The sequence below is a fragment of the Spirillospora sp. CA-128828 genome, from assembly GCF_050945415.1.
Classification (GTDB): domain Bacteria; phylum Actinomycetota; class Actinomycetes; order Streptosporangiales; family Streptosporangiaceae; genus Spirillospora.
Genome location: NZ_CP191986.1, coordinates 4666877 through 4684814, shown reverse-complemented (window position 1 = coordinate 4684814; position 17938 = coordinate 4666877). Strand labels below are relative to the sequence as shown.

The window sequence follows — 17938 nt, the reverse complement described above, 5'->3', positions numbered from 1 at the left end:
CGGTCATTTCGGGTGTTCTGCCCGCGGCAGGGTGAATCTTTGCCGAGACTTCAGCCCTCCGTCGCCGCGGTGAGCTCGGCGAGCAGTTCGCTGGCGTGGATCGCGTCGAGGTCGCCGGTCACCTGGACGCCGCCGATCGTGACGACCTCGGCGGGGTCGCGGCCGCCGATCGCGACCGCGGGCTCGAAGCCGAGCTCGGCGGTGGCGCCGCCGGGCAGCCCGCGCGACATGCCGCCGACGATGCCCGCGTCGGCCGGGCTCTCGTGTCCCCAGCCGTTCTGCTCCAGGCCGAGGAGCCGTCCCAGCGGGACCTTGGCGCCGTCGAACCGGGCGAGGTGACCGGTCCGGCGTTCCTCGCCGGTGAGGGTGTGGACGGGACGGTCCAGCTGCGGGAACGGCTGGGCGATCTCGTAGTCGGCGAAGACCCGCTCCCACGCGGCGAGGTCCTCCCCGGTCAGGTCGAGGCGGTGCGCGATGCGGACCTGCGCCGTGGCGGCGAGGACGAGGGCGTCGTCGGCGGGCCCGGCGAACGTGCCGTCCTCGGCGACCCGGAACGTGGTGCCGCCGCCGGTGATCCAGACGAGGCGGCGGACGATGTGGCGCAGCAGCGGATGGGCCGCCAGCAGCCGCTCGAAGTCGGGAAGCGGCCAGCAGCGGCGTTCGACCATCGCGGTCTCCAGCCGCGGCACCTGCCCGGCGGCCACGGCGCGGACGTCCTTGCGCAGCGCCGCGAACCGCTTGTGGGCGGCGGGGGCGAGGCCGGGGTCGTCGTTGGCGCCGGGTCTGGGCAGCGTCTTGCGTGGTCTGCCGGTCTCGTCCAGCACGTACGGTTTGAGCTGCTCGTCGAAACCGACGGTGAAGCGGCGCGGCCCGTAGTCCAGGACGAGACCGCCCGCGGGGTCGAGTCCGAGGTCGGGCACGAGCCGGTCGGCGAGTTCGTCCCGCGTGAGTCCCAGCGTCCCGGCGATCTGCTCGATCTTCTCGCGGGCCTTGTCCTGGAGGGCCTTGAACCGCAGTTTCCGGGAGATGCCGTGCAGGTGCATGAGCGCGACGTCGGTGCCGATCTCGGCCAGGACGTCCAGGCCGGCGGCGGCGTTGCGGTGGCGGCTCTGCCCGGGCCATGCCCGGATCAGCGGGGTGAGGCGGCGGGCGGCCTCGTCCCCGCCGAGGAGGCCGAGCTGGGTGAGCGCCCAGCCGTCCTTGGCCGGGTGCCCGGCCGCCTCCCACCGTTCGAAGGTCGCCCACGAGAACGCGGCGAGGGACTCGCGGTCGCAGGCCTGGCGGATCCCGGCGACGTCGGGGCGGGCGCCGCCGGGCCGCTCCAGGGCGAGCGTCATCAGCAGGTTCCGTGTCGCGTCCTGCGGCAGCGCCCGTTCGCGCCCGTTCATCAGGATCTGCGGCAGCAGTGCCGGATCGGCCCAGCCGCCGGCCTTCGGCGGGCGGACCGGGACCAGGTCGAGGGGGTCGGCGGCCATCAGCTCGGTGATCGCGTCCGCGGCGGCGTCCCCGTGGACGCGGGCGGCCTCGACGACCGCCTCCCTGCCTTCGATCCCGGCGATGTGCAGCAGCGCGACCTCCGCGGCACGCCGCTTCGTCCCGGCCGGTCCGAGCGCGGCGGGGATCAGCTGCCGGGCGGCGTCGATCCGGTGCCGGGCGAGCCAGGCGTGCGCGACGGGCCGCGCCGACTTCAGCCGGAGCGCCCAGTCCGCCATGAGCGCGGCGATCCGCGGGGTCAGGAACGGCAGCAGCACGTCACCGTCGGAGGCGGGCGCGTTCGTCGCCGCTTTGATCAGGAGCGGGACGGCGTCGAGCTCGTAGCGGGCCGCCACCTCCTTCAGACCCCATCCGAGCCGGGGGGCGCCGGCCGCCCATTCGGCGAACAGGGGCCGCACCAGTGCCTCGGGGCCCTGGGTGAACAGCTCCAGCATCTCCCAGTAGGGCAGCCGGCCCGCCTTGTAGTCGAGGATCTTGCCGACCCAGCCGTCGCGTCCCGGCCGCTGTCCGGCCGGGGCCCATGCCTCGCGCTCGCCGGGCGCCCAGCGCACGGCGTCGACGTCCGGCGGTACCAGCCCGTCGATCACCGGGTGCCTGCGTTCGCGGCGTCCGCGGGCCCACGGCGGGTTCACCAGCGACGGCGGCACCTCACGGGCGTCCGCGTCCGGGACCCGCGCCGCGGCCGTCTCGCCCTCGGCGAGTTCGGGGTGGGCCACGAGGTGCTCGTCCAGCAGCTCGGCGGCGACCCTGGCGCCCTTGCCGGCCCCGGCGGCCCTGTCCCTCAGCAGCCGTGCCCCCCGCACGGGGAACCGTTTCATCGCCGCCGCCAGCGCGGGCCTGACGCGCTCCTGGCCGGCGCGGTCCGCGAGCGCCTGGAACGCCTCGTCGGTCGGCAGGATCGCCAGCGCCTCGGTGGTGTTCTTTTGGACCTTGGCGTTGTGGGCGGAGTCGTAGGCGTCGGCCAGGAGCGGCGCAAGGGCCGCCCCCACCCCGTCCACGGCGGTCGTCACCAGGTCGGCCTGGGACGCCTGCCACCCCAGGGTGCCCAGGGCGGGCAACTGCCCGGCGGACTGCACGGAGCACCACAGTATCCACGAGTACATGTAGTCCGAGGGGCCGCCGTGTTCGGCCAATGACTCATCGACCCAGTCCTGGCGGGTGGGCGCGAGGTAGGCGGTCACCAGACGCAGCAGGATGTTGTCACGGCACTCCCCCAGCCGCGCGACGGCCGCCTCGTACTCGGTGTCGTCCGCCGCGGCGAGGACGGCGCGCATCCGCCGCAGCGCGTACCGCGTCCCCCACCAGTGCCCGTACTTCGCGTGCGGGTCCCGCAGGCGGACCCACGCCTCGCTCCTGACGCCCTGCACGATCCACTGCCAGGTGGGCTCGGCCTTGCCGATGCCCCCGACCGCCGCCGCGGCGAACGCGGCGCCGCGCTCGGCGCACCAGGCGTCCACGAGCCGGCTGTGCGGGTCGTCCTGCCAGGGGTCCTTGCGGATGGCGATCTGCCCGGCGACCGCGGCACCGAGCGGATCGGCCTGCCCGCCCAGGTACCGCCGCGCCGCCGCGACGAGACCGGGGTCGCTCTGCGGGTTGGCGAGCACGCCCTCGATGTCGGCGGCCTGCTCTTCGATCTTCGCCCGGAGTTCGTCCGCCGCGCCGGGATCGAGCTTGACCGCCGTCCCGGGCGTCCCGCCTCGCCGCGGATGCACGCGCCGCCGCCACGCCGCCGGAATGACCAAGGTGTCCTCGTCCATGCCCCCGCAACGTAGACCCCTGTTCCGACAGAATCCGGCGGCGCCGAGGGATTCTAACCCGGCTCGGCCGCTCGTTCCCGGCCTCGCGGTTCGCCGCCGGTCCAGTCGAAGCCGGTGATCGTGGTGCGCATCAGGTCGGCGGCGGTCGAGAGGCGGCCGCCCGCGAGCCAGAGCAGGGTGAGCCTGCGGCGGCAGTCGGGGCTGTCGACCGCGACCCAGGCGACGGGGGCCTGGGCGGCGGCGTTCCGGGCGATGTCGGGGGTGAGGCCGATGCCGATTCCGGCGCTGATCAGCGCCTGGACGGCGCTGGGCTCGTCGCCTTCGCAGACGATCCTCGGCGTGAGGTCCCGGGCGGCGAAGAGGCGATCGAGCAGCCGGCGCTGCCAGTGCCCCTTGCGGGACGTGACGAAGGGCTGGTCGGCGAGTTCCTCGATGCGCACCGAGGCGCGGCCCGCCAGCGGGTGGTCGAGCGGGGTGGCCAGCCACACCGCCTCGTCCATCAGCTGAACCGCCTCCAGACCCTCCGGGCGGATCGGCTGGGAGGCGACGCAGAGGTCGACGTCCTGGGCGTGCAGGTGGCGGACCATCTCCTCGGCCGGCATCTGGTGGAGCTCCACCTCGATGTGGGGATGGGCCTGCTTGTAGGCGGCGAGCGGCCCGGTGAGGGTGAGGAAGGTCTCCGACGCCAGTCTCACGGTGCCGAGCCCTTCGCCGACGGCCTCGGCGACGGCCCGGCGCCCCGCCTCGAGCGCGCCGAGGGAGCGTTCGACGTAGCCGAGGAAGAGCTTCCCGGTGTCGTTGAGCCGGAGCCGGCCGGCCCGGTCGAACAGCGGTGTGCCGAGTTCGCTCTCCAGCCGGGCGATGGTGCGGCTCAGTGACGGCTGGGCGACGCGGAGCTCGTCGGCCGCGCGGCTGAGGTGCTCCAGGCGTGCCACCACGAGGAACTGCTGGAGCGTGTTCAGGTCCATGGCCCTCCGCTCGCTCGTTCGCGATCACCGATCGCGGGAACCTCGCGGTCATGACCGCGGGGACATAACGGCATAGCAATATTGATCTTAGACAGGATAACTTGCCGATCATAATGTCGTGGGGCGAACTCGAATCGACAGCAGTAGGAGGACGCCCCATGCCCACCGCAGCGGGCAAGTCCCGGGCGGCCGTGCCGGGCCGGACCGATGCCCCGCGCCGGACGAGGCCCACCGTGTGGGTACTGCGGGCCGTCGTCAGCGCGCACATGGTCGCGATCTTCGGCCAGCCGGTGTTCGCGGGCGTGTACCTGAGCGGCGACTACGACGGTCTCCGCTGGCATGAGGCCGGCGCCAACGTCGTCACCTCCATCGGCTACCTGCAGCTGATCGCGGCGATCGTGATCTGGGTGCGGCTGCGCCGGGCCTGGCCGTTCCTCGCGGCGGCGGCCGTGGTGGCGGCCGAGACCGTGCAGTACTTCGCCGGGATGGCCGGCGCACTGTGGCTGCACTTCCCGCTGGGAGTGATCACCATCGTCGCGGTCGCCGTGCTGTTCATCGACGTGTGGCGCGGGCCGCTCCGGGTGCGGCCGCGGCCCGCGCGCGAGCAGGAGCCCGTGGAGGGGCCGGAGCAGCGAGGGGACGAGGATGCGTGAGGACGGCGACGGGCCCGGCGGCGCGCGTGGAGTGGGCAGGCGTCAGGTGCTGGGCATCGGCGGGGCGTTCGGGCTGATGGCGGCCGCCGGGCTGTCGGCCTCGGCCGCGCTGGCCCGCCGCCCTCCGGTCACCGGCGCCGGGTTGCGCAGCGCGGTGCCGCTGCCGTCGGCGTTCCGGGTGCCGTTGCCGGTCCCCCGCGTGCTGGCGCCGACCGGAACCTCGGGCGGCGCCGATCGTTACGAGATCACCCAGCGGGAGGCGACGCTGGAGATCCTGCCCGGCGTCAGGACGCCGCTGTGGACGTATGAGGGCACCTTCCCGGGGCCGACGATCGAGGCGCGCCGCGGAAGGCCGATCACCGTGAGGCATCGCAACGACCTGCCCGTGCCGACCGTCGTCCACCTGCACGGCGGACGGACCCCGGCGTCCTCCGACGGGTATCCGACCGACCTCGTCCTGCCCGAGGGCTGGCCCAGCACCGCTCACGGCACCGCTCCCGGCACCGGGCACGGCGGCCATGGCGGGCACGGGCATGCGCAGGGCTCTGCGCACGGCATGAACGATCCGCGGGCGGCGCCGACCAGGCTGACGCGCGACTACACGTTCCCGATGGAGCAGCGGCCGGCGCTGCTGTGGTACCACGACCACCGCATGGACTTCACGGGTCCGGCGATCTGGCGGGGCCTGGCCGGGCTGCAGATCGTCCGCGACGACGCCGAGGACGCCCTCGGCCTGCCCGCGGGGCCGCGCGAGCTCCCCCTCATGATCGCCGACCGCGCGTTCGCCGCCGACGGGAGCCTGGCCTATCCCGCGCTCGACCCGTCCCTGCGGGAGCGTCCGGGCGTCCGCGAGCCCTATCTCGCCGGAGTGCTCGGTGACGTGATCCTGGTCAACGGCGCCCCGTGGCCGGTGCACGAGGTCGACGCCGCCCGCTACCGGCTGCGCGTGCTGAACGCCTCGAACGCCCGGCACTACGACCTCGAAGCGGTCGGCGACGACGGACGCCGGCTGGACCTCGTCCAGATCGGCGCCGACCAGGGCCTGCTCACGGCGCCGGTGACGCACCGGTCGCTGCCCGTCGCGCCGGCCGAACGCTACGACGTGATCATCGACTTCTCGGCCGTTCCGGTCGGCGGCCGCGTCCGGGTGGTCAACCGGCTGGGCTCGGGGCGCACCCGCGACGTGATGGCCTTCCGGGTCGCGCGCCGCGCCACCGACGACAGCCGCATCCCGCGCGTCCTCTCCGCCGATCTGCCGGAGTGGCGGCGGTCGGATGCCGTCAGGGTGCGCGAGTTCTCCTTCCGCGCGGGGCGGATGCGCGGCGGGCACGGGTGGCTGATCGGTGGTCTGCCGTTCGATCCCGCCCGCTCCGACGTGACCGTCCGTCTCGGCGATGTCGAGGTGTGGCGGATGGTGGCCGACGTCCACCACCCCGTCCATCTGCATCTGGCCGGGTTCCGGGTGCTGTCGCGCCGCGGCGGCCCGCCGTCGCCCCACGACGCGGGTCTCAAGGACACCATTTCACTGCGCCCGGCCGAGTCGGCGGAGATCATCACCCGTTTCGAGGGCTACCGGGGCCGCTATCTCTTCCACTGCCACAACGCCGAGCACGAGGACATGGGAATGATGGCCAACCTCGAAGTCATCTGACCGCTCTGCGGGCGTCCCGCCGGTCAGGTGAGGCCGTCGCGGACGATCGAGAGCAGGCGGCGGACCCGGGCCGGATCGGCGCCGGAGGCGGCGACCGCGTTGGCCAGCGTCAGCACCTCGGTCACGGTGACGTCCCCGCGGACGGCGCCCGCGTCCTGTGCTCGTGCCAGCAGCCGCTCCGCGGTCGAGGTCAACGCGGAATGCCAGCGCTCGAACAGCTCGGTTCGCCGATCGCCGTCGTTCTCGGTGCCGGCGAAGGCCAGCGTCCGCCTGGTCGCGACGTGGACGGCGAAGGCGTCCAGCCAGGTGAAGAACGCCTCGCCGGGCGCCGTTTCGGCCGGCAGGACGGCGCCCGGGTCGCAGAGCGCGGCGACCTCGTCGGCATAGACCGCAACGAGGAGGTCAGCCCGGGTCGGATAGTGCCGGTAGAGGGTGGCGTTGCCGACGCCCGCCCGCCGGGCGATCTCGTCCAGGGGGGCGCCGGGGCCCTGTGCGTCGAAGAGCTCCCGGGCGGCCGTGAGCAGCAGGCGGGCGTTGCGCTCGGCGTCCGCGCGGCGCGGCCGGCCGGAGGCGGCTGTCATCCCGGCTCCTGGTTGTTAAACGGGGACATCCCTGGTTAGCCTAGCGGAGGCATTAAGCGGGGAGTTCCCCGTTTAGTGCCTGGGCCGAACCCTGAGGAGGAGCGATGGCGTTCACCGCCGACGACCGCACCGAGATCACCGAGCTGATCTCCATGCACGGCCACCTGTGCGACAGCGGGGAGCTGGACCGGCTGGACGAGGTCTTCACCGCCGACGTCGTCTACGACGTGTCCGACTTCGGGCAGGAGCCTTTGCTGGGCGTCGCGGCGTGCGTCGCCGCGGGGCGTGCGCTGGGCGAGCTCAACCCGGTCGGTCATCACGTCACCAACGTCGTCCTCACCGAGGCCGCCGACGGCCGGGTGCACGCGCGCTCCAAGGGGATCGGCGTCAACGCCGACGGCACCGCCGGGAGCGTGACCTACGAGGACACCGTCATCCGCACCCCGCACGGCTGGCGGATCGGCCACCGGAAGATCCACGCACACCGCACCCCCTTGGGCGGCCGCGTGTGACAGGTCCACGCCACCCGCAAAGGGCTGCGCGGACGCCCCGACCCCGACGCCCCGGCCCCTCAGCGCCCCGCCAAAGTCCCAGGGGCTCCCGCGCTTCAGATTACGGCGCGGCGCGGGTGTCGGTGAGGAGGCGTTTGCGGTCGGAGGTGTAGTGCCACCAGGGGCGGGCGGGGCGTCCTTCGGCCTGGTCGACGGCGGACATGACGGTGTCGAGCAGGCAGGGGTCGAGGCGGTGGCCGCAGGCGGCCGACATGCGCTCGTACAGCTCGACGGGGTCGCGGCCCGGGAGCTGGGCGATGGTGGTGATGCCGATGCGTTCGAAGTAGCGGGCCACGGCCGGTCCCACGTTGGCCAGCCCGGTCAGGTCGGTACTCATGGGGCCACCGTAGGCCGGGGGCGAGGCGGGGTCTTGTCGGTATCGGTCACGGGACGGCGAGGTCGAGGGCCTTGAGGCGGGACGGGTCGGCGATCATCTCGTATTCGGTGACGCGGCCGTCGTGGACGGTGATGGCGAGGGCGAGCAGGAGGCGGCCGTGGGGGGCGACGACGGCGCCGGCCGTGCCGTTGACGAGGGCGGGTTCGGCGTACCTGGCGCGGCGGCCGAAGAGCTGCATCTCGCGGGCGACGGCGTCTGCGCCGCGCAGGACGGCGGGGCGGCCGGGGGTGAGGGCGGCGTGGTCGGCGCGGCGGAGGACGTCGGGGGCCAGGACGCCGAGGAGGGCGTTCAGGTCGCCGCTGCGGGCGGCGGCGAGGAACGCGTCGACGACGCGGCGTTGTTCGGCGAGTTCGGTGGTGGGGGCGGCGGCGCCGCGGACGCGGTGGCGGGCGCGGCTGGCGAGCTTCTTGGCGGCCGACGGGGTGCGGCCGACGATGGCGGCGATCTGGTCGAAGGGGACGGCGAACACGTCGTGCAGGACGAACGCGACGCGTTCGGCGGGGCCGAGGGTGTCCAGGACGACGAGCATGGCGCGTCCGACCGTCTCGATCAGGACGGCCTCGTGTTCGGGGTCGCCGTCGTGTGCCTGGACGGGTGAGTGCCAGCCGTAGGGTTCCTCGCGCCGGGCCGTGCGGGAGCGGAGCATGTCGAGGCAGATGCGGGCCACGACGGTGCGCAGCCACGCCTCAAGGTCGTCGATCCCGGCGGCGTCGGTGCGGGAGAGGCGCAGCCAGGCCTCCTGGACGGCGTCGTCGGTTTCGCCGGGTCTGCCGAGCATCCGGTAGGCGACCGCGCGCAGTGCGCCGCGGTGCGCCTCGAAGCGTTCGGCGAGTTCCTCGTCCATCGGTCACCTTTCCGTGCCGGGTTCCGTCTGCTTCGTGGCATCCGAGAGACGACTACGGCAGGAAGACGATGATCCGATGTGACCAGGGTAGCGAGCCGGGCGGGCAGCCGCTGCTGCGACCGGTGACGCTCGGGGACCTGCGGCTCCCCAACCGGGTGGTGATGGCGCCGTTGACGCGGGCCCGGGCGACCAATTCCGAGCTGGTGCCGACGGACCTGCACGCCGCCTACTACGGGCAGCGGGCGACGGCCGGGCTGATCGTCGCCGAGAGCGCGTGGGTGAGCGAGCGGGCGATCGGGTTCCCCGGCGTGCCCGGCATCTACAGCGAGCGGCAGGTGGCGGCGTGGCGGCGCGTCACCGACGTCGTGCACGCCCTCGGCGGGCGCGTGGTGCTGCAGTTGTGGCACACGGGCGCCGGCTCCCATCCCGATCACCTGGGCGGGGCCCGGCCCGCCGGGCCGTCGGCGGTGGATCCGGGTGAGGTGTGCTGGACGGCGGCGGGACCCCGGCCGACCGTCACGCCGAGGGAGATGACGGCCGCGGAGATCGGGCGGACGGTCGCCGACTACGGTGCGGCGTCCGAGCGGGCGCGCCGCGCCGGGTTCGACGGTGTGGAGATCGCCGCGAACGGCACGTACCTGATCGCGCAGTTCCTCAACCCGCGCCTCAACCGCCGAGCCGACGGCTACGGCACCGACCGCGGCCGCCTGCTGCTGGAGATCGTGGACGCGGTGACGGCGGCGTGGGACGGGCGCCGGGCCGGGGTGCGGCTGTCACCGTACTGGACCGTCCGCGACACCTCCGCCGCGGTGCGCGGCGAGGTCTATCCGTACACGGCCGACGAGGAGACCCTCGCCGCCTTCGACGGCCTGGTGGCCGAGCTGGACCGCCGCCCGCTCGCGTATCTGCATCTGCGGGGGCCGGTGCCGGGCGGCGTCCCGGACTTCGACGCGTTCGCCCGCTACCGCAAGCTTTTCGGCGGTGCCCTGGTCGCCAATCACGGGTTCGGCCGGGAGTCGGGGAACGCGATCGTCGAGGCGGGGGTCGCGGACGCGGTGTCGTTCGCGCGGCCGTTCGTCGCCAATCCCGATCTGGTCGCCCGGTTCGCGCTGGGCCTGGGGACGGTGCGCGGCGACCGGGGCACCCACTACCGCGGCGGGGCGCGCGGCTACGTCGACTATCCGATCTGGGCGGGGTCCTGAGCCCCGGAGGGCGGGACGAACTCGGGCTGGTCGAGGACGCGCAGCCAGCTGCCGTCGGGCTGGCGGCGGACGACCTGCGCGCGGGCGCCCGCCCCGTCCCTGGGCGGCGTGGAGGTGAGGGCGAGGTCGCCGCTGACCAGGGTCGGCAGGGGCTCCTCGGGCTCGAAGCGGGGACGGCCGGCCAGGACCTTCTCCCACAGCGCCCGGATCGCGTCGCGTCCCACGGTCTGTGATCCGGGCGGGTAGGCCATCACCGCGTCCTCCGCGTAGAGGGCGGCGACGCCGGCCGCGTCGCCGGCGTTGGAGCGTTCGACGAACAGCCGGGTGATGTCCTCGGGCCGCATGGCCTTGGCGTATTCGGTCATGGTCTCCTCCTTGTGCCGCTGACACCTCCCATCGTGGCCGCCGCCTGCCCGATAAGTCCAAGAGATGATCCTTCTCCAGTCCAGAAGCACCGGTTATACAAAGCTGGCTATGACGCTCGTTATAGCCTAGGGTTGCCGCGAAGTTATGACGGTCGTTATAACCCGTGGCCGGGGGCATCATCGAGGAGGCGCGTGTCATGCCGGAGATCCAGCTCGCCGCCGCCCGGGGCGCGCTCGCGCCCGGCGGGCACCTGAACGTGCGGTCCGAGTCCGCGGGCGGGAGGCGGCGCGGCGATGCGTGAGCTCGTCTACACCGGACGCCGCGCCGTGCGGTGGCGCGAGCGGCCCGATCCGGTGGTGGCCGGGCCGGGTGAGGCGGTGGTGGCGCCGGTGGCGGCGACGACCTGCGATGTCGACTCGATGATCCTGGCCGGGCACGGGCCGGTCGACCCGCCGTTCGCGGTGGGTCATGAGGCGGTCGCGCGGGTCGTCGACATCGGCGACGCCGTCGGGAACGTCGCGCCCGGTGATCTGGTCGTGGTGCCCTGGCACGTGTGCTGCGGCCGGTGCTGGCGGTGCCGTGCCGGGTTGACGGCGCACTGCACCGAGGTGCCGCACATGGCGATGTACGGGGCGCCGATCGGCGGGGACTGGGGCGGGTTGTTCTCCGATCTGGTGCACGTGCCGTTCGCCGAGGCGATGCTGGTGCCGCTGCCGGCGGGCCTTGACCCGGTGGCGATGGCCTCGGCGAGCGACAACTGGTCGCTGGCCTGGCGGCTGATCGCGCCGCACCTGCGGGCCCGTCCGGGCGCCCGGGTGCTGGTCGTCGCCCGCGGCAGCATCGGCCTGTACGTGTGCGACATCGCCCGCGCGCTGGGCGCCGGCGAGGTGCTCTACGTCGATCCCGACCCGGCGCACCGAGCGCGGGCCGAGGAGTACGGCGCCCGGACCGCCGAGGCGATCGAGCCGGTCGCGCACGGTTTCGAGATCGCCGTGGAGGCCACCGGCCGGGTGGACGAGCTCGCGCTGGCGCTGCGGTCGCTGGTCCCCGAGGGGATCTGCGAGAGCGCCGGGAACCATTTCCGGCCCGGTGAACTGCCGCTGCTGGAGATGTATCTGACCGGCGTGACGCTGCGCGTGGCCCGGGACAACGTCCGCGCGCACATCCCCGAGGCACTGGAGCTCGCCGCGGCGGGGAAGGTCGATCCCGGCCGGGTGGTCTCGCACGTGCTGGACTGGGAGCGGCTGCCCGAGGCGTTGCCCGAGCTGCACACCAAGCCCGTCTTCGTCCGCGACCTTCCCCGGTGAGGCCGGCGGCTGGGCGGGGAGGTGCGCGAGGGTCCGCGCGGGGGGTGGTGCGGGAGTTGCGGCTGCTGCGCGCCGGGACCCTCGCCTGGGGTGAACGCGCCGCCCCGGAGCCGGCCGATCCGGGCGATGCGATCGTGCGGCCGTTCCTGGCCGGGCGCTGCGACGGCGACACCGTGCCGGTCCACCGGCCGGTCTCGCGGATCCTGCAGGCGGGGATGACGCTGGGTCTGGTCGACCCCGTCGTGGGCCGCATCTGCGGCACGGTCCCCTTCCGCGGGCCGCTGGCGATCGGGCACGAGTGCGTCGGCCAGGTCACCGCCGTCGGCTCAGGGGTCCGCGCGGTGCGGCCCGGGCAGACGGTGGTCGTCCCGTGGGCGGTCTCGTGCGGTGCGTGCCCGCCGTGCCGCCGCGGCCTGACCTCCACGTGCGCCACGACCACGGGGTCGGGCGGCGGTGTGCTGGCGGCGTTCGGGTTCGGCGCCTCGGCCGGCGGATGGGGCGGCATGGTCACCGACCTGATCCGCGTCCCGTTCGCCGACCATCTGCTCGTGCCGGTCCCCGTCGGGGTTCCCGCCGCGCGGGTCGCGGCCGCCGGCGACAATCTCGCCGACGCCTGGCGCGCGGTCGTCCCGCCGCTGGCGGAGCGGGAGGGCGGCACGGTCCTGGTGCTGGGCGGCGGCGCCAAGAGCATCGGCCTGTACGCGGCCGGCCTGGCGGTCGCGCACGGCGCCGCGCTGGTCGACTACCTCGACGACGACCCCGGGCGGCGACGCATCGCCGAATCGTTCGGCGCGCGGGCCCGCCCCGGTGCCCGGCCCGCCGGCCGCCGCTACGACGTGGTGGTCGAGGCGACCTCCCGCGCCGCCGGGCTGCGGGCCGGGCTGCGCGCACTGGCGCCCGGGGGGATCTGCACGGCGGTGGGCTACTACCTGGCCGCCGGGACGCGGCTGCCGCTGATGCGCATGTACGCCACCGACGCGACCCTGCGCGTCGGGGTGTCGCACGCCCGCGCCACCCTGCCCGATCTGCTGGAGTTCCTGCGGCGCACCGGGTTCCCGGCCGAGAACGTCACCACGCTGACCGCCGGCTGGGACGACGCCCCGACCGCGTACGCGGCCCGCACCACCAAGCTCGTCCTGGCCCGCGACCCCCTGGCCGTCCCCGGGGTGTGACCGGGGGCACCGCGCGCGGGCGGCGGCCTGCGCGCGGGCCGGGCCGCCGGATGCGGCAGGATGCCCGGTATGGGTGAGATGTTCACGCATCGGCTGCGGGTGCGGTACAGCGAGTGCGACCAGCAGGGCGTGGTGTTCAACGGCCACTACCTGTTCTTCTACGACGTGGCGCTGACGGAGATGTGGCGGGCGCTGTTCGGTGACTGGGCCGGCATGGTGGAGCAGGGGTACGACCTGGTGGTGGCGGAGGCGCGGATCCGCTACCGGGAGGGCGCGCGGTTCGACGAGCTGCTGGAGGTGTCGATGCCGGTGGCGCACCTGGGGACGACGAGCATGGTCGTGCGGCCGGTGTTCCGGGTGGGTGGGCGGCTCATCGCCGACGGCGAGGTGCGGCACGTGTTCATCGACCCGGCGTCCAAGGCCAAGAAGGAGATGCCGCCGCAGGTCAGGTCGGGCCTGGGGCCCTACCTGGACGGGGCGGGACAGGCGGCCGGCGCCTCGTCAGGTTCATCATCGCCTTGACGACGTCTCGAGCGTCGCGCGTTTCCCGGATTTGGAATCGGGGTTCCGCCTGACGTGCCCGGCACAGTTCCCGCGTATGTGATTCAACCGACTGCCGCGCCCCCGGGGCAACCCCTTTTCCCTTTCGTGGGGCCTCCCGGGGGGTCAGCGGGCGAACAGGGACGCGTAGACGGTGCGGCCGCCGTCGGTGACGATCTGCCCGGCCAGGTGCGGGCCGGTGACGGTGGACAGCCGCAGGTCCAGGTAGCGGTCCTCCTCGGTCAGTTCGACGGGCCCGGCGGGGGCGGCGGCGAGCCATCCGCCGATCTCGGCGAGGCGGGCGGAGCGGTCGCGTTCCAGGGCGCCGCGCAGCCCCGCGAGGCCGTCCGCCTCGAAGGGCACGGGCCCGGCGGGGGCGGGTTCGGCGGCGGGTTCGGCGTGCCAGGCGGCGACGCCGTAGGCGAAGCAGACCAGCGCGGTCCACATCTCGGCGAAGTAGCCGGGGTCGGGCGCGATCTCCAGGCCGGCGAACCGGCCGGCGACGAAGAACAGCGCGCCGACCTGGCCGGGCTGCGGTTCCAGCCGGGACCGGAACTGGGTCAGCACGGGCCGCTTGCGGGACAGGATCTGCTCCAGGTGGCCGCGCCGCGGCAGGCCGTAGCGGGCGTTGAGATCGGCGATGTCGCCCCACAGCTTGCTGTAGCCGGTGACGCCGCGCAGTTCCAGCGCGCGGGCGCGCAGCTCGACGGGCAGGACGAAGAACCACTGGTCGCGTTCGGTGAGGTAGCCGCCCTGGCTCTCCTGGACGCAGCAGGCGTCGTCGAACCGCAGGGTCTGCCCGGCGGCCAGGAACGCCGACCGGCACAGGGCGTGGTTCTGGGCGCGGTCCTGGATGTAGCCGATGTGCAGCGGGACGATCGCGACGCCGGAGCCGGCGCCGTTGGTGAGCTCGACCTGCCCGTACCCGACCACTCTGGACAGCTTGAGGCCGGTGCGGGGCGCCACGAAGCCGGGGTGGGCGGGCCCGGAGATCGGCACCATGGTGAGCGCGCCGGCCTGCTGGGGGGTGCCCAGGCGGTGCCCGGCGAGGCTGAGCGGGCCGGGCAGGAGGGTGTCGAGCGCCGTCATCTCGGTCATGCGGTGCTCCCTTTCCGTTGGTGCGGGCGGGCGCGGGCGGGACGTGCCGTCCGGCGCCCGCCCGGGATGGTTCGGGCGGCGTCCTCAGGGGTTCTCTGCGGGGCTCTCAGGCGGCGAGGCGGGCGGCCAAGCCGTCGGCCTGCCGGTCCAGGACGTCCAGGCGGGCGTGCAGGGCGGCGCGCAGCCAGGGCGCGCCGGCGTCGCAGTGCCCGAACATCCACGGCAGCAGTTCGGCGAAGTCGTCCTGGTGCCAGAATCCGCGCTGCGGCAGGGACGGGGCGGGGCGCCGCAGCGTCAGGTCGTCGCTGCCGGTGAACAGGGCGTGGCAGAACACCACGGGGGTGGTGATCCCGGCGCGCGGCAGGCTCGCCACGACGCGGGCCAGGTCGCCGGGGAAGACGTTCTCGTAGCCGTCGGAGACGACGGCGACCAGGTCGGGGTCGGTGCCGAGCGCGTCCAGGACGCCGGTGGCCAGGTCGGTGGCGCCGCGCGGGGCGCGTTCGTCGCCGCCGGCCTCGATGACCTCCAGCCGGTCGCACACCTGCGACAGCACCATCCGCAGCGCGGCGGCCTGGGACAGCACGGCCCATTCGCGGTCGCCGTAGCCGCGCATGGACGCCGAGGCGTCCAGCACGAGCGCGACCGTCCCGGCGAAGCGGGGGAACGCGCCGGCGGCGGCGCCGACGTAGCGGCCGAGCGCGGCGTACAGGTCCTCGGCGGGGCCGCCCCGGTACAGGTGGACGAGGGTGGCGGCGATGTCGCCGCGGTTGGTCGCGGTGATGGTGGCGGGCCGTTCCCGGACGGTGTCGACCGGCAGCACCGGATCGTCCGGCAGCACCGGATCGTCCGGCAGCACCGGATCGTCCGGCAGCACCGGATCGTCCGGCATCCCCGCCTCCGGCGCGGTGGTGTCTCGTGCGGTGTCCGGTGCCGTGTCCGTGGTCCGGTAGAGGGCCTGGACGCGGTCGGCCGCGGCGGCGGGGTCGGTGAGGAATCGCAGGAGGCGCCGCCGCAGGTAGTCCGAGCCGGTGTCGCCTCCGTCGATGCGGCGGGCGCAGCCGCGGGCGGTGGCGGTGCCGAGGGCGTGCTCGAAGCAGTCGAGCAGGGCGGGGCGGCGCGCGGCGATGAGCGCGTCGGCGGCCGGGTGCTCCAGGACGAACCGCAGCGCGGTGCGGGTGGTGTGCTTGTGGTTGGCGCGCAGCCGCCGCAGCGCGAGCAGGACGGTGATGACGTGGGCGGGCGGCAGGCCGAGGGTCAGGACGCGGGCGACGCGGGCCTGCACGTCGCGGGCCGGTTCGTCCAGGCCGGCCTGGGAGGCGGCGAGGATCTGCAGCAGCACGCGGGCGCGCTGCCAGGGCCGCACGCCGGGTGCGAGGCCGAGCAGCGCGTAGCCCTCGGCGTCGTCGGTGTGGGCGGCGCGGTGCAGGTCCGCGTCGTCCCAGCGCAGTGTGGAGCCCCTGGGCAGGGTGAGGGCGGTGTCGTGGTTCTCGAGGTGGGCGAGGAGCGTGGGGGTGTCCATGATTGTCGGCCTCCGCAATCATGGAGTGTAGGAATGATCGGGAGGGGCCCGACACTCATTTTCCGGCGGCGCGCTCCCCGGTGTCGCTTTCCGCCGCGCCTTCGGCGGAGGGCGCGGCAGCGTATCCGCCGAGGCCGTGTTCGAGGAGGTCGAAGGCGCGGGCGGCGGCGGCGTAGACGTCGTCGCGCATCTCCTCCAGGGTCTCCCCCGCGCTCTTGCGGTCGGCGATCTGCTCGACGAGCGTGGTCTGCACGGCGAAGATCATCGCGGCGGCCGCGCGGGGGGCGATGTCGTCGGGGCCGGCGCCGGTGTCGTCGGCGAGGAGCCCGGCGAGGTGGTCCTGGGCGAGGCGGACCATCTCGCGCCCGCGGGCGGTGAGGGCGGGGCTGTTGCGGACGGTGTCGGTCCAGACCTCCGATCCCTCGTGGAAGGCGGTCTGGTAGGCGCGGGCGTCCAGTCCCTCGAAGAACCGGCGGCGGAACAGGGCGGCGGCGCTCTCGCCGGGGCGGCGGCCGCGGAAGTCGCGCGCGGCGGCTTCGATCATCTCGTCCTGCCGGTCGAAGAACAGGTCCTCCTTGGTCTTGAAGTAGTTGAAGACGGTGTTGACCGACACGTCGGCGGTGCGGGCGACGTCGGCGATGGTGACGTTGTCGAACCCGCGCGTCATGAACAGCCCGGTGGCGATGTCGGCGATGCGGCGGCGCGTCTCGCGCTTCTTGCGTTCCCGCAGTCCGAGTTCCGGCTGTGCGCCCGGGACGAGCTCTTCACCCATGCCCCGGAATATACCTTCGTTAGAGTCACTGAAAACTTGGTGTGACACCAAAATTGGGGTTACGCTAGCGGGCGTCGTCGTTCTCTGAGGAGGTCATCGTGATCAAGGCGCGCGGGCTCGCCCGCACCTTCACCGGCGGGCACGGGACGGTCGAGGCCGTCGCCGGTGTGGACCTGTCGGTCGCGGCCGGCGAGATCGTCGGGTTCCTCGGGCCGAACGGCGCCGGGAAGACCACGACGCTGCGGATGCTGACGACGCTGCTGGCGCCGACCGCCGGGACCGCGACGGTCGCGGGATGCGACCTGCGCGCCGACCCGGCCGGCGTGCGGCGCCGCATCGGCTACGTCGCGCAGGGCGGCGGCACCGACCCGTCCGTGCCGGCGGCCGAGGAACTGGACCTGCAGGCCCGCCTCTACGGCGTCACCGACCGCGGCGCGCGGATCGCCGCGCTGTGCGCCCGCCTGGACATCGACGGCCTGGGGCCGCGTCCGTCGGGGGCCCTGTCGGGCGGGCAGCGGCGCCGGCTGGACATCGCGCTCGGGCTGGTGCACCGCCCGCCGCTGCTGTTCCTGGACGAGCCGACCACCGGCCTGGACCCGCAGAGCCGCGGCAACCTGTGGGACCACATCCGCTCCATGCGCGACCGGGACGGCACGACGGTGTTCCTCACCACGCACTACCTGGACGAGGCCGACGCGCTGTGCGACCGGCTGCTGATCATCGACCGGGGGCGGATCGTGGCCGAGGGCACGCCCGCCGACCTCAGGCGCCGTGTCGCCGGCGACGTCGTCACGCTGGAGCTGGCCGACGCGTCCGGCTCCGACGGCGCCCGCAAGGCGCTGTCGGAGCATCCCGCCGTCCGCGAGGCCACCGTCACCGGCGGCACCGTCCGGCTCACCGTCGAGGACGGCGAGAAGTCGCTGATGGGCCTGATCCGGGCGCTGGACGGCGCCGGGGTGGAGCTGGCCTCGCTGAGCCTGGCCCGGCCCACCCTCGACGACGTGTTCCTCACCGTCACCGGCCGCTCCCTGCGCGACGCCGCCTGAACCCCCCGCCTGAACCCCCT

Annotated in this window: 17 protein-coding genes; 8 read left to right on the top strand and 9 right to left on the bottom strand. The window is 74.2% G+C overall.

Annotation, left to right across the window (positions count from 1 at the left end; genetic code table 11):
* Positions 1-50: 50 nt before the first annotated feature.
* On the bottom strand, positions 51-3251 hold the full coding sequence (locus ACQPXG_RS22945) for a DUF4132 domain-containing protein (protein WP_433469761.1): 3201 nt from the start codon (positions 3249-3251) through the stop codon (positions 51-53).
* A gap of 53 nt (positions 3252-3304) precedes the next feature.
* The gene (locus ACQPXG_RS22940) at positions 3305-4219 is read right to left on the bottom strand and encodes a LysR family transcriptional regulator (protein WP_433469760.1); all 915 of its coding nucleotides are present in this window, start codon (positions 4217-4219) and stop codon (positions 3305-3307) included.
* A gap of 158 nt (positions 4220-4377) precedes the next feature.
* On the opposite strand from ACQPXG_RS22940, the gene ACQPXG_RS22935 reads away from it, so the two are divergent.
* Both ACQPXG_RS22935 and ACQPXG_RS22930 read left to right on the top strand, forming a co-directional pair.
* On the top strand, positions 4378-4872 hold the full coding sequence (locus ACQPXG_RS22935; RefSeq protein WP_433469759.1) for a hypothetical protein: 495 nt from the start codon (positions 4378-4380) through the stop codon (positions 4870-4872).
* The gene (locus ACQPXG_RS22930) at positions 4865-6523 is read left to right on the top strand and encodes a multicopper oxidase family protein (RefSeq protein WP_433469758.1); all 1659 of its coding nucleotides are present in this window, start codon (positions 4865-4867) and stop codon (positions 6521-6523) included. The genes ACQPXG_RS22935 and ACQPXG_RS22930 overlap by 8 nt, the downstream gene beginning before the upstream one ends.
* A gap of 23 nt (positions 6524-6546) precedes the next feature.
* Here ACQPXG_RS22930 and ACQPXG_RS22925 read toward each other — a convergent pair whose 3' ends face one another.
* Positions 6547-7104, bottom strand: a complete 558-nt coding sequence (locus ACQPXG_RS22925; RefSeq protein WP_433469757.1) for a TetR/AcrR family transcriptional regulator — start codon at positions 7102-7104, stop codon at positions 6547-6549.
* Between the two features lie 104 nt (positions 7105-7208).
* Between ACQPXG_RS22925 and ACQPXG_RS22920 the strand changes: the two genes are divergently transcribed.
* Positions 7209-7616 carry a nuclear transport factor 2 family protein gene (locus ACQPXG_RS22920; protein ID WP_433469756.1) on the top strand — a complete coding sequence of 136 codons (408 nt, stop codon included), beginning with the start codon at positions 7209-7211 and terminating at the stop codon, positions 7614-7616.
* Positions 7617-7716: 100 nt separating this feature from the next.
* On the opposite strand, the gene ACQPXG_RS22915 is transcribed toward ACQPXG_RS22920, so the two are convergent.
* Together ACQPXG_RS22915 and ACQPXG_RS22910 are read right to left on the bottom strand one after the other, a co-directional pair.
* Positions 7717-7992: a helix-hairpin-helix domain-containing protein gene (locus tag ACQPXG_RS22915; protein WP_433469755.1), complete on the bottom strand. Its 276-nt coding sequence runs from the start codon at positions 7990-7992 to the stop codon at positions 7717-7719.
* Positions 7993-8038: 46 nt separating this feature from the next.
* A complete protein-coding gene (locus ACQPXG_RS22910) occupies positions 8039-8896 on the bottom strand; it encodes a sigma-70 family RNA polymerase sigma factor (RefSeq protein WP_433469754.1) in 858 nt (285 codons plus the stop codon).
* A gap of 68 nt (positions 8897-8964) precedes the next feature.
* Here ACQPXG_RS22910 and ACQPXG_RS22905 point away from each other — a divergent pair, with 68 nt between their 5' ends.
* The gene (locus tag ACQPXG_RS22905; RefSeq protein ID WP_433469753.1) at positions 8965-10098 is read left to right on the top strand and encodes an alkene reductase; all 1134 of its coding nucleotides are present in this window, start codon (positions 8965-8967) and stop codon (positions 10096-10098) included.
* Here ACQPXG_RS22905 and ACQPXG_RS22900 read toward each other — a convergent pair.
* Complete coding sequence (locus ACQPXG_RS22900; RefSeq protein ID WP_433469752.1) at positions 10074-10463, bottom strand: YybH family protein; 390 nt, start codon at positions 10461-10463, stop codon at positions 10074-10076. The genes ACQPXG_RS22905 and ACQPXG_RS22900 overlap by 25 nt on opposite strands.
* A 294-nt stretch (positions 10464-10757) precedes the next feature.
* Between ACQPXG_RS22900 and ACQPXG_RS22895 the strand changes: the two genes are divergently transcribed.
* The 3 genes from ACQPXG_RS22895 to ACQPXG_RS22885 all read left to right on the top strand — a co-directional run bounded on the left by ACQPXG_RS22895 (position 10758) and on the right by ACQPXG_RS22885 (position 13465).
* Entirely contained in the window at positions 10758-11771 is a 1014-nt protein-coding gene (locus ACQPXG_RS22895; protein WP_433469751.1) for a zinc-dependent alcohol dehydrogenase, read from the top strand.
* 44 nt (positions 11772-11815) lie between these two features.
* Positions 11816-12943: an alcohol dehydrogenase catalytic domain-containing protein gene (locus ACQPXG_RS22890; RefSeq protein WP_433469750.1), complete on the top strand. Its 1128-nt coding sequence runs from the start codon at positions 11816-11818 to the stop codon at positions 12941-12943.
* Between the two features lie 69 nt (positions 12944-13012).
* Positions 13013-13465 (top strand): acyl-CoA thioesterase, encoded by a 453-nt coding sequence (locus ACQPXG_RS22885; RefSeq protein ID WP_433469749.1) that lies wholly within the window; start codon positions 13013-13015, stop codon positions 13463-13465.
* A gap of 144 nt (positions 13466-13609) precedes the next feature.
* Here ACQPXG_RS22885 and ACQPXG_RS22880 read toward each other — a convergent pair whose 3' ends face one another.
* From ACQPXG_RS22880 to ACQPXG_RS22870, 3 genes are all read right to left on the bottom strand, one after another.
* The gene (locus tag ACQPXG_RS22880; protein ID WP_433469748.1) at positions 13610-14581 is read right to left on the bottom strand and encodes an ARPP-1 family domain-containing protein; all 972 of its coding nucleotides are present in this window, start codon (positions 14579-14581) and stop codon (positions 13610-13612) included.
* 106 nt (positions 14582-14687) lie between these two features.
* Positions 14688-16100, bottom strand: coding sequence for a hypothetical protein (locus ACQPXG_RS22875; protein ID WP_433469747.1), 1413 nt, complete (start codon positions 16098-16100; stop codon positions 14688-14690).
* Between the two features lie 55 nt (positions 16101-16155).
* Complete coding sequence (locus tag ACQPXG_RS22870; protein WP_433469746.1) at positions 16156-16872, bottom strand: TetR/AcrR family transcriptional regulator; 717 nt, start codon at positions 16870-16872, stop codon at positions 16156-16158.
* A 98-nt stretch (positions 16873-16970) separates the two neighbouring features.
* Between ACQPXG_RS22870 and ACQPXG_RS22865 the strand changes: the two genes are divergently transcribed.
* Positions 16971-17918 carry an ATP-binding cassette domain-containing protein gene (locus tag ACQPXG_RS22865; protein ID WP_433469745.1) on the top strand — a complete coding sequence of 316 codons (948 nt, stop codon included), beginning with the start codon at positions 16971-16973 and terminating at the stop codon, positions 17916-17918.
* The last annotated feature ends 20 nt before the right edge of the window (positions 17919-17938 follow it).

What these genes read in the sequence shown, in the direction of transcription:
- ACQPXG_RS22945 (WP_433469761.1), bottom strand. Translation starts at nt 3,251, where the DNA reads ATGGACGAGGACACCTTGGTCATTCCGGCGGCGTGGCGGCGGCGCGTG.
- ACQPXG_RS22895 (WP_433469751.1), top strand. Translation starts at nt 10,758, where the DNA reads ATGCGTGAGCTCGTCTACACCGGACGCCGCGCCGTGCGGTGGCGCGAG.
- ACQPXG_RS22920 (WP_433469756.1), top strand. Translation starts at nt 7,209, where the DNA reads ATGGCGTTCACCGCCGACGACCGCACCGAGATCACCGAGCTGATCTCC.
- ACQPXG_RS22915 (WP_433469755.1), bottom strand. Translation starts at nt 7,992, where the DNA reads ATGAGTACCGACCTGACCGGGCTGGCCAACGTGGGACCGGCCGTGGCC.
- ACQPXG_RS22940 (WP_433469760.1), bottom strand. Translation starts at nt 4,219, where the DNA reads ATGGACCTGAACACGCTCCAGCAGTTCCTCGTGGTGGCACGCCTGGAG.
- ACQPXG_RS22905 (WP_433469753.1), top strand. Translation starts at nt 8,965, where the DNA reads ATGATCCGATGTGACCAGGGTAGCGAGCCGGGCGGGCAGCCGCTGCTG.
- ACQPXG_RS22900 (WP_433469752.1), bottom strand. Translation starts at nt 10,463, where the DNA reads ATGACCGAATACGCCAAGGCCATGCGGCCCGAGGACATCACCCGGCTG.
- ACQPXG_RS22910 (WP_433469754.1), bottom strand. Translation starts at nt 8,896, where the DNA reads ATGGACGAGGAACTCGCCGAACGCTTCGAGGCGCACCGCGGCGCACTG.
- ACQPXG_RS22925 (WP_433469757.1), bottom strand. Translation starts at nt 7,104, where the DNA reads ATGACAGCCGCCTCCGGCCGGCCGCGCCGCGCGGACGCCGAGCGCAAC.
- ACQPXG_RS22875 (WP_433469747.1), bottom strand. Translation starts at nt 16,100, where the DNA reads ATGGACACCCCCACGCTCCTCGCCCACCTCGAGAACCACGACACCGCC.
- ACQPXG_RS22930 (WP_433469758.1), top strand. Translation starts at nt 4,865, where the DNA reads ATGCGTGAGGACGGCGACGGGCCCGGCGGCGCGCGTGGAGTGGGCAGG.
- ACQPXG_RS22885 (WP_433469749.1), top strand. Translation starts at nt 13,013, where the DNA reads ATGGGTGAGATGTTCACGCATCGGCTGCGGGTGCGGTACAGCGAGTGC.
- ACQPXG_RS22880 (WP_433469748.1), bottom strand. Translation starts at nt 14,581, where the DNA reads ATGACCGAGATGACGGCGCTCGACACCCTCCTGCCCGGCCCGCTCAGC.
- ACQPXG_RS22870 (WP_433469746.1), bottom strand. Translation starts at nt 16,872, where the DNA reads ATGGGTGAAGAGCTCGTCCCGGGCGCACAGCCGGAACTCGGACTGCGG.
- ACQPXG_RS22935 (WP_433469759.1), top strand. Translation starts at nt 4,378, where the DNA reads ATGCCCACCGCAGCGGGCAAGTCCCGGGCGGCCGTGCCGGGCCGGACC.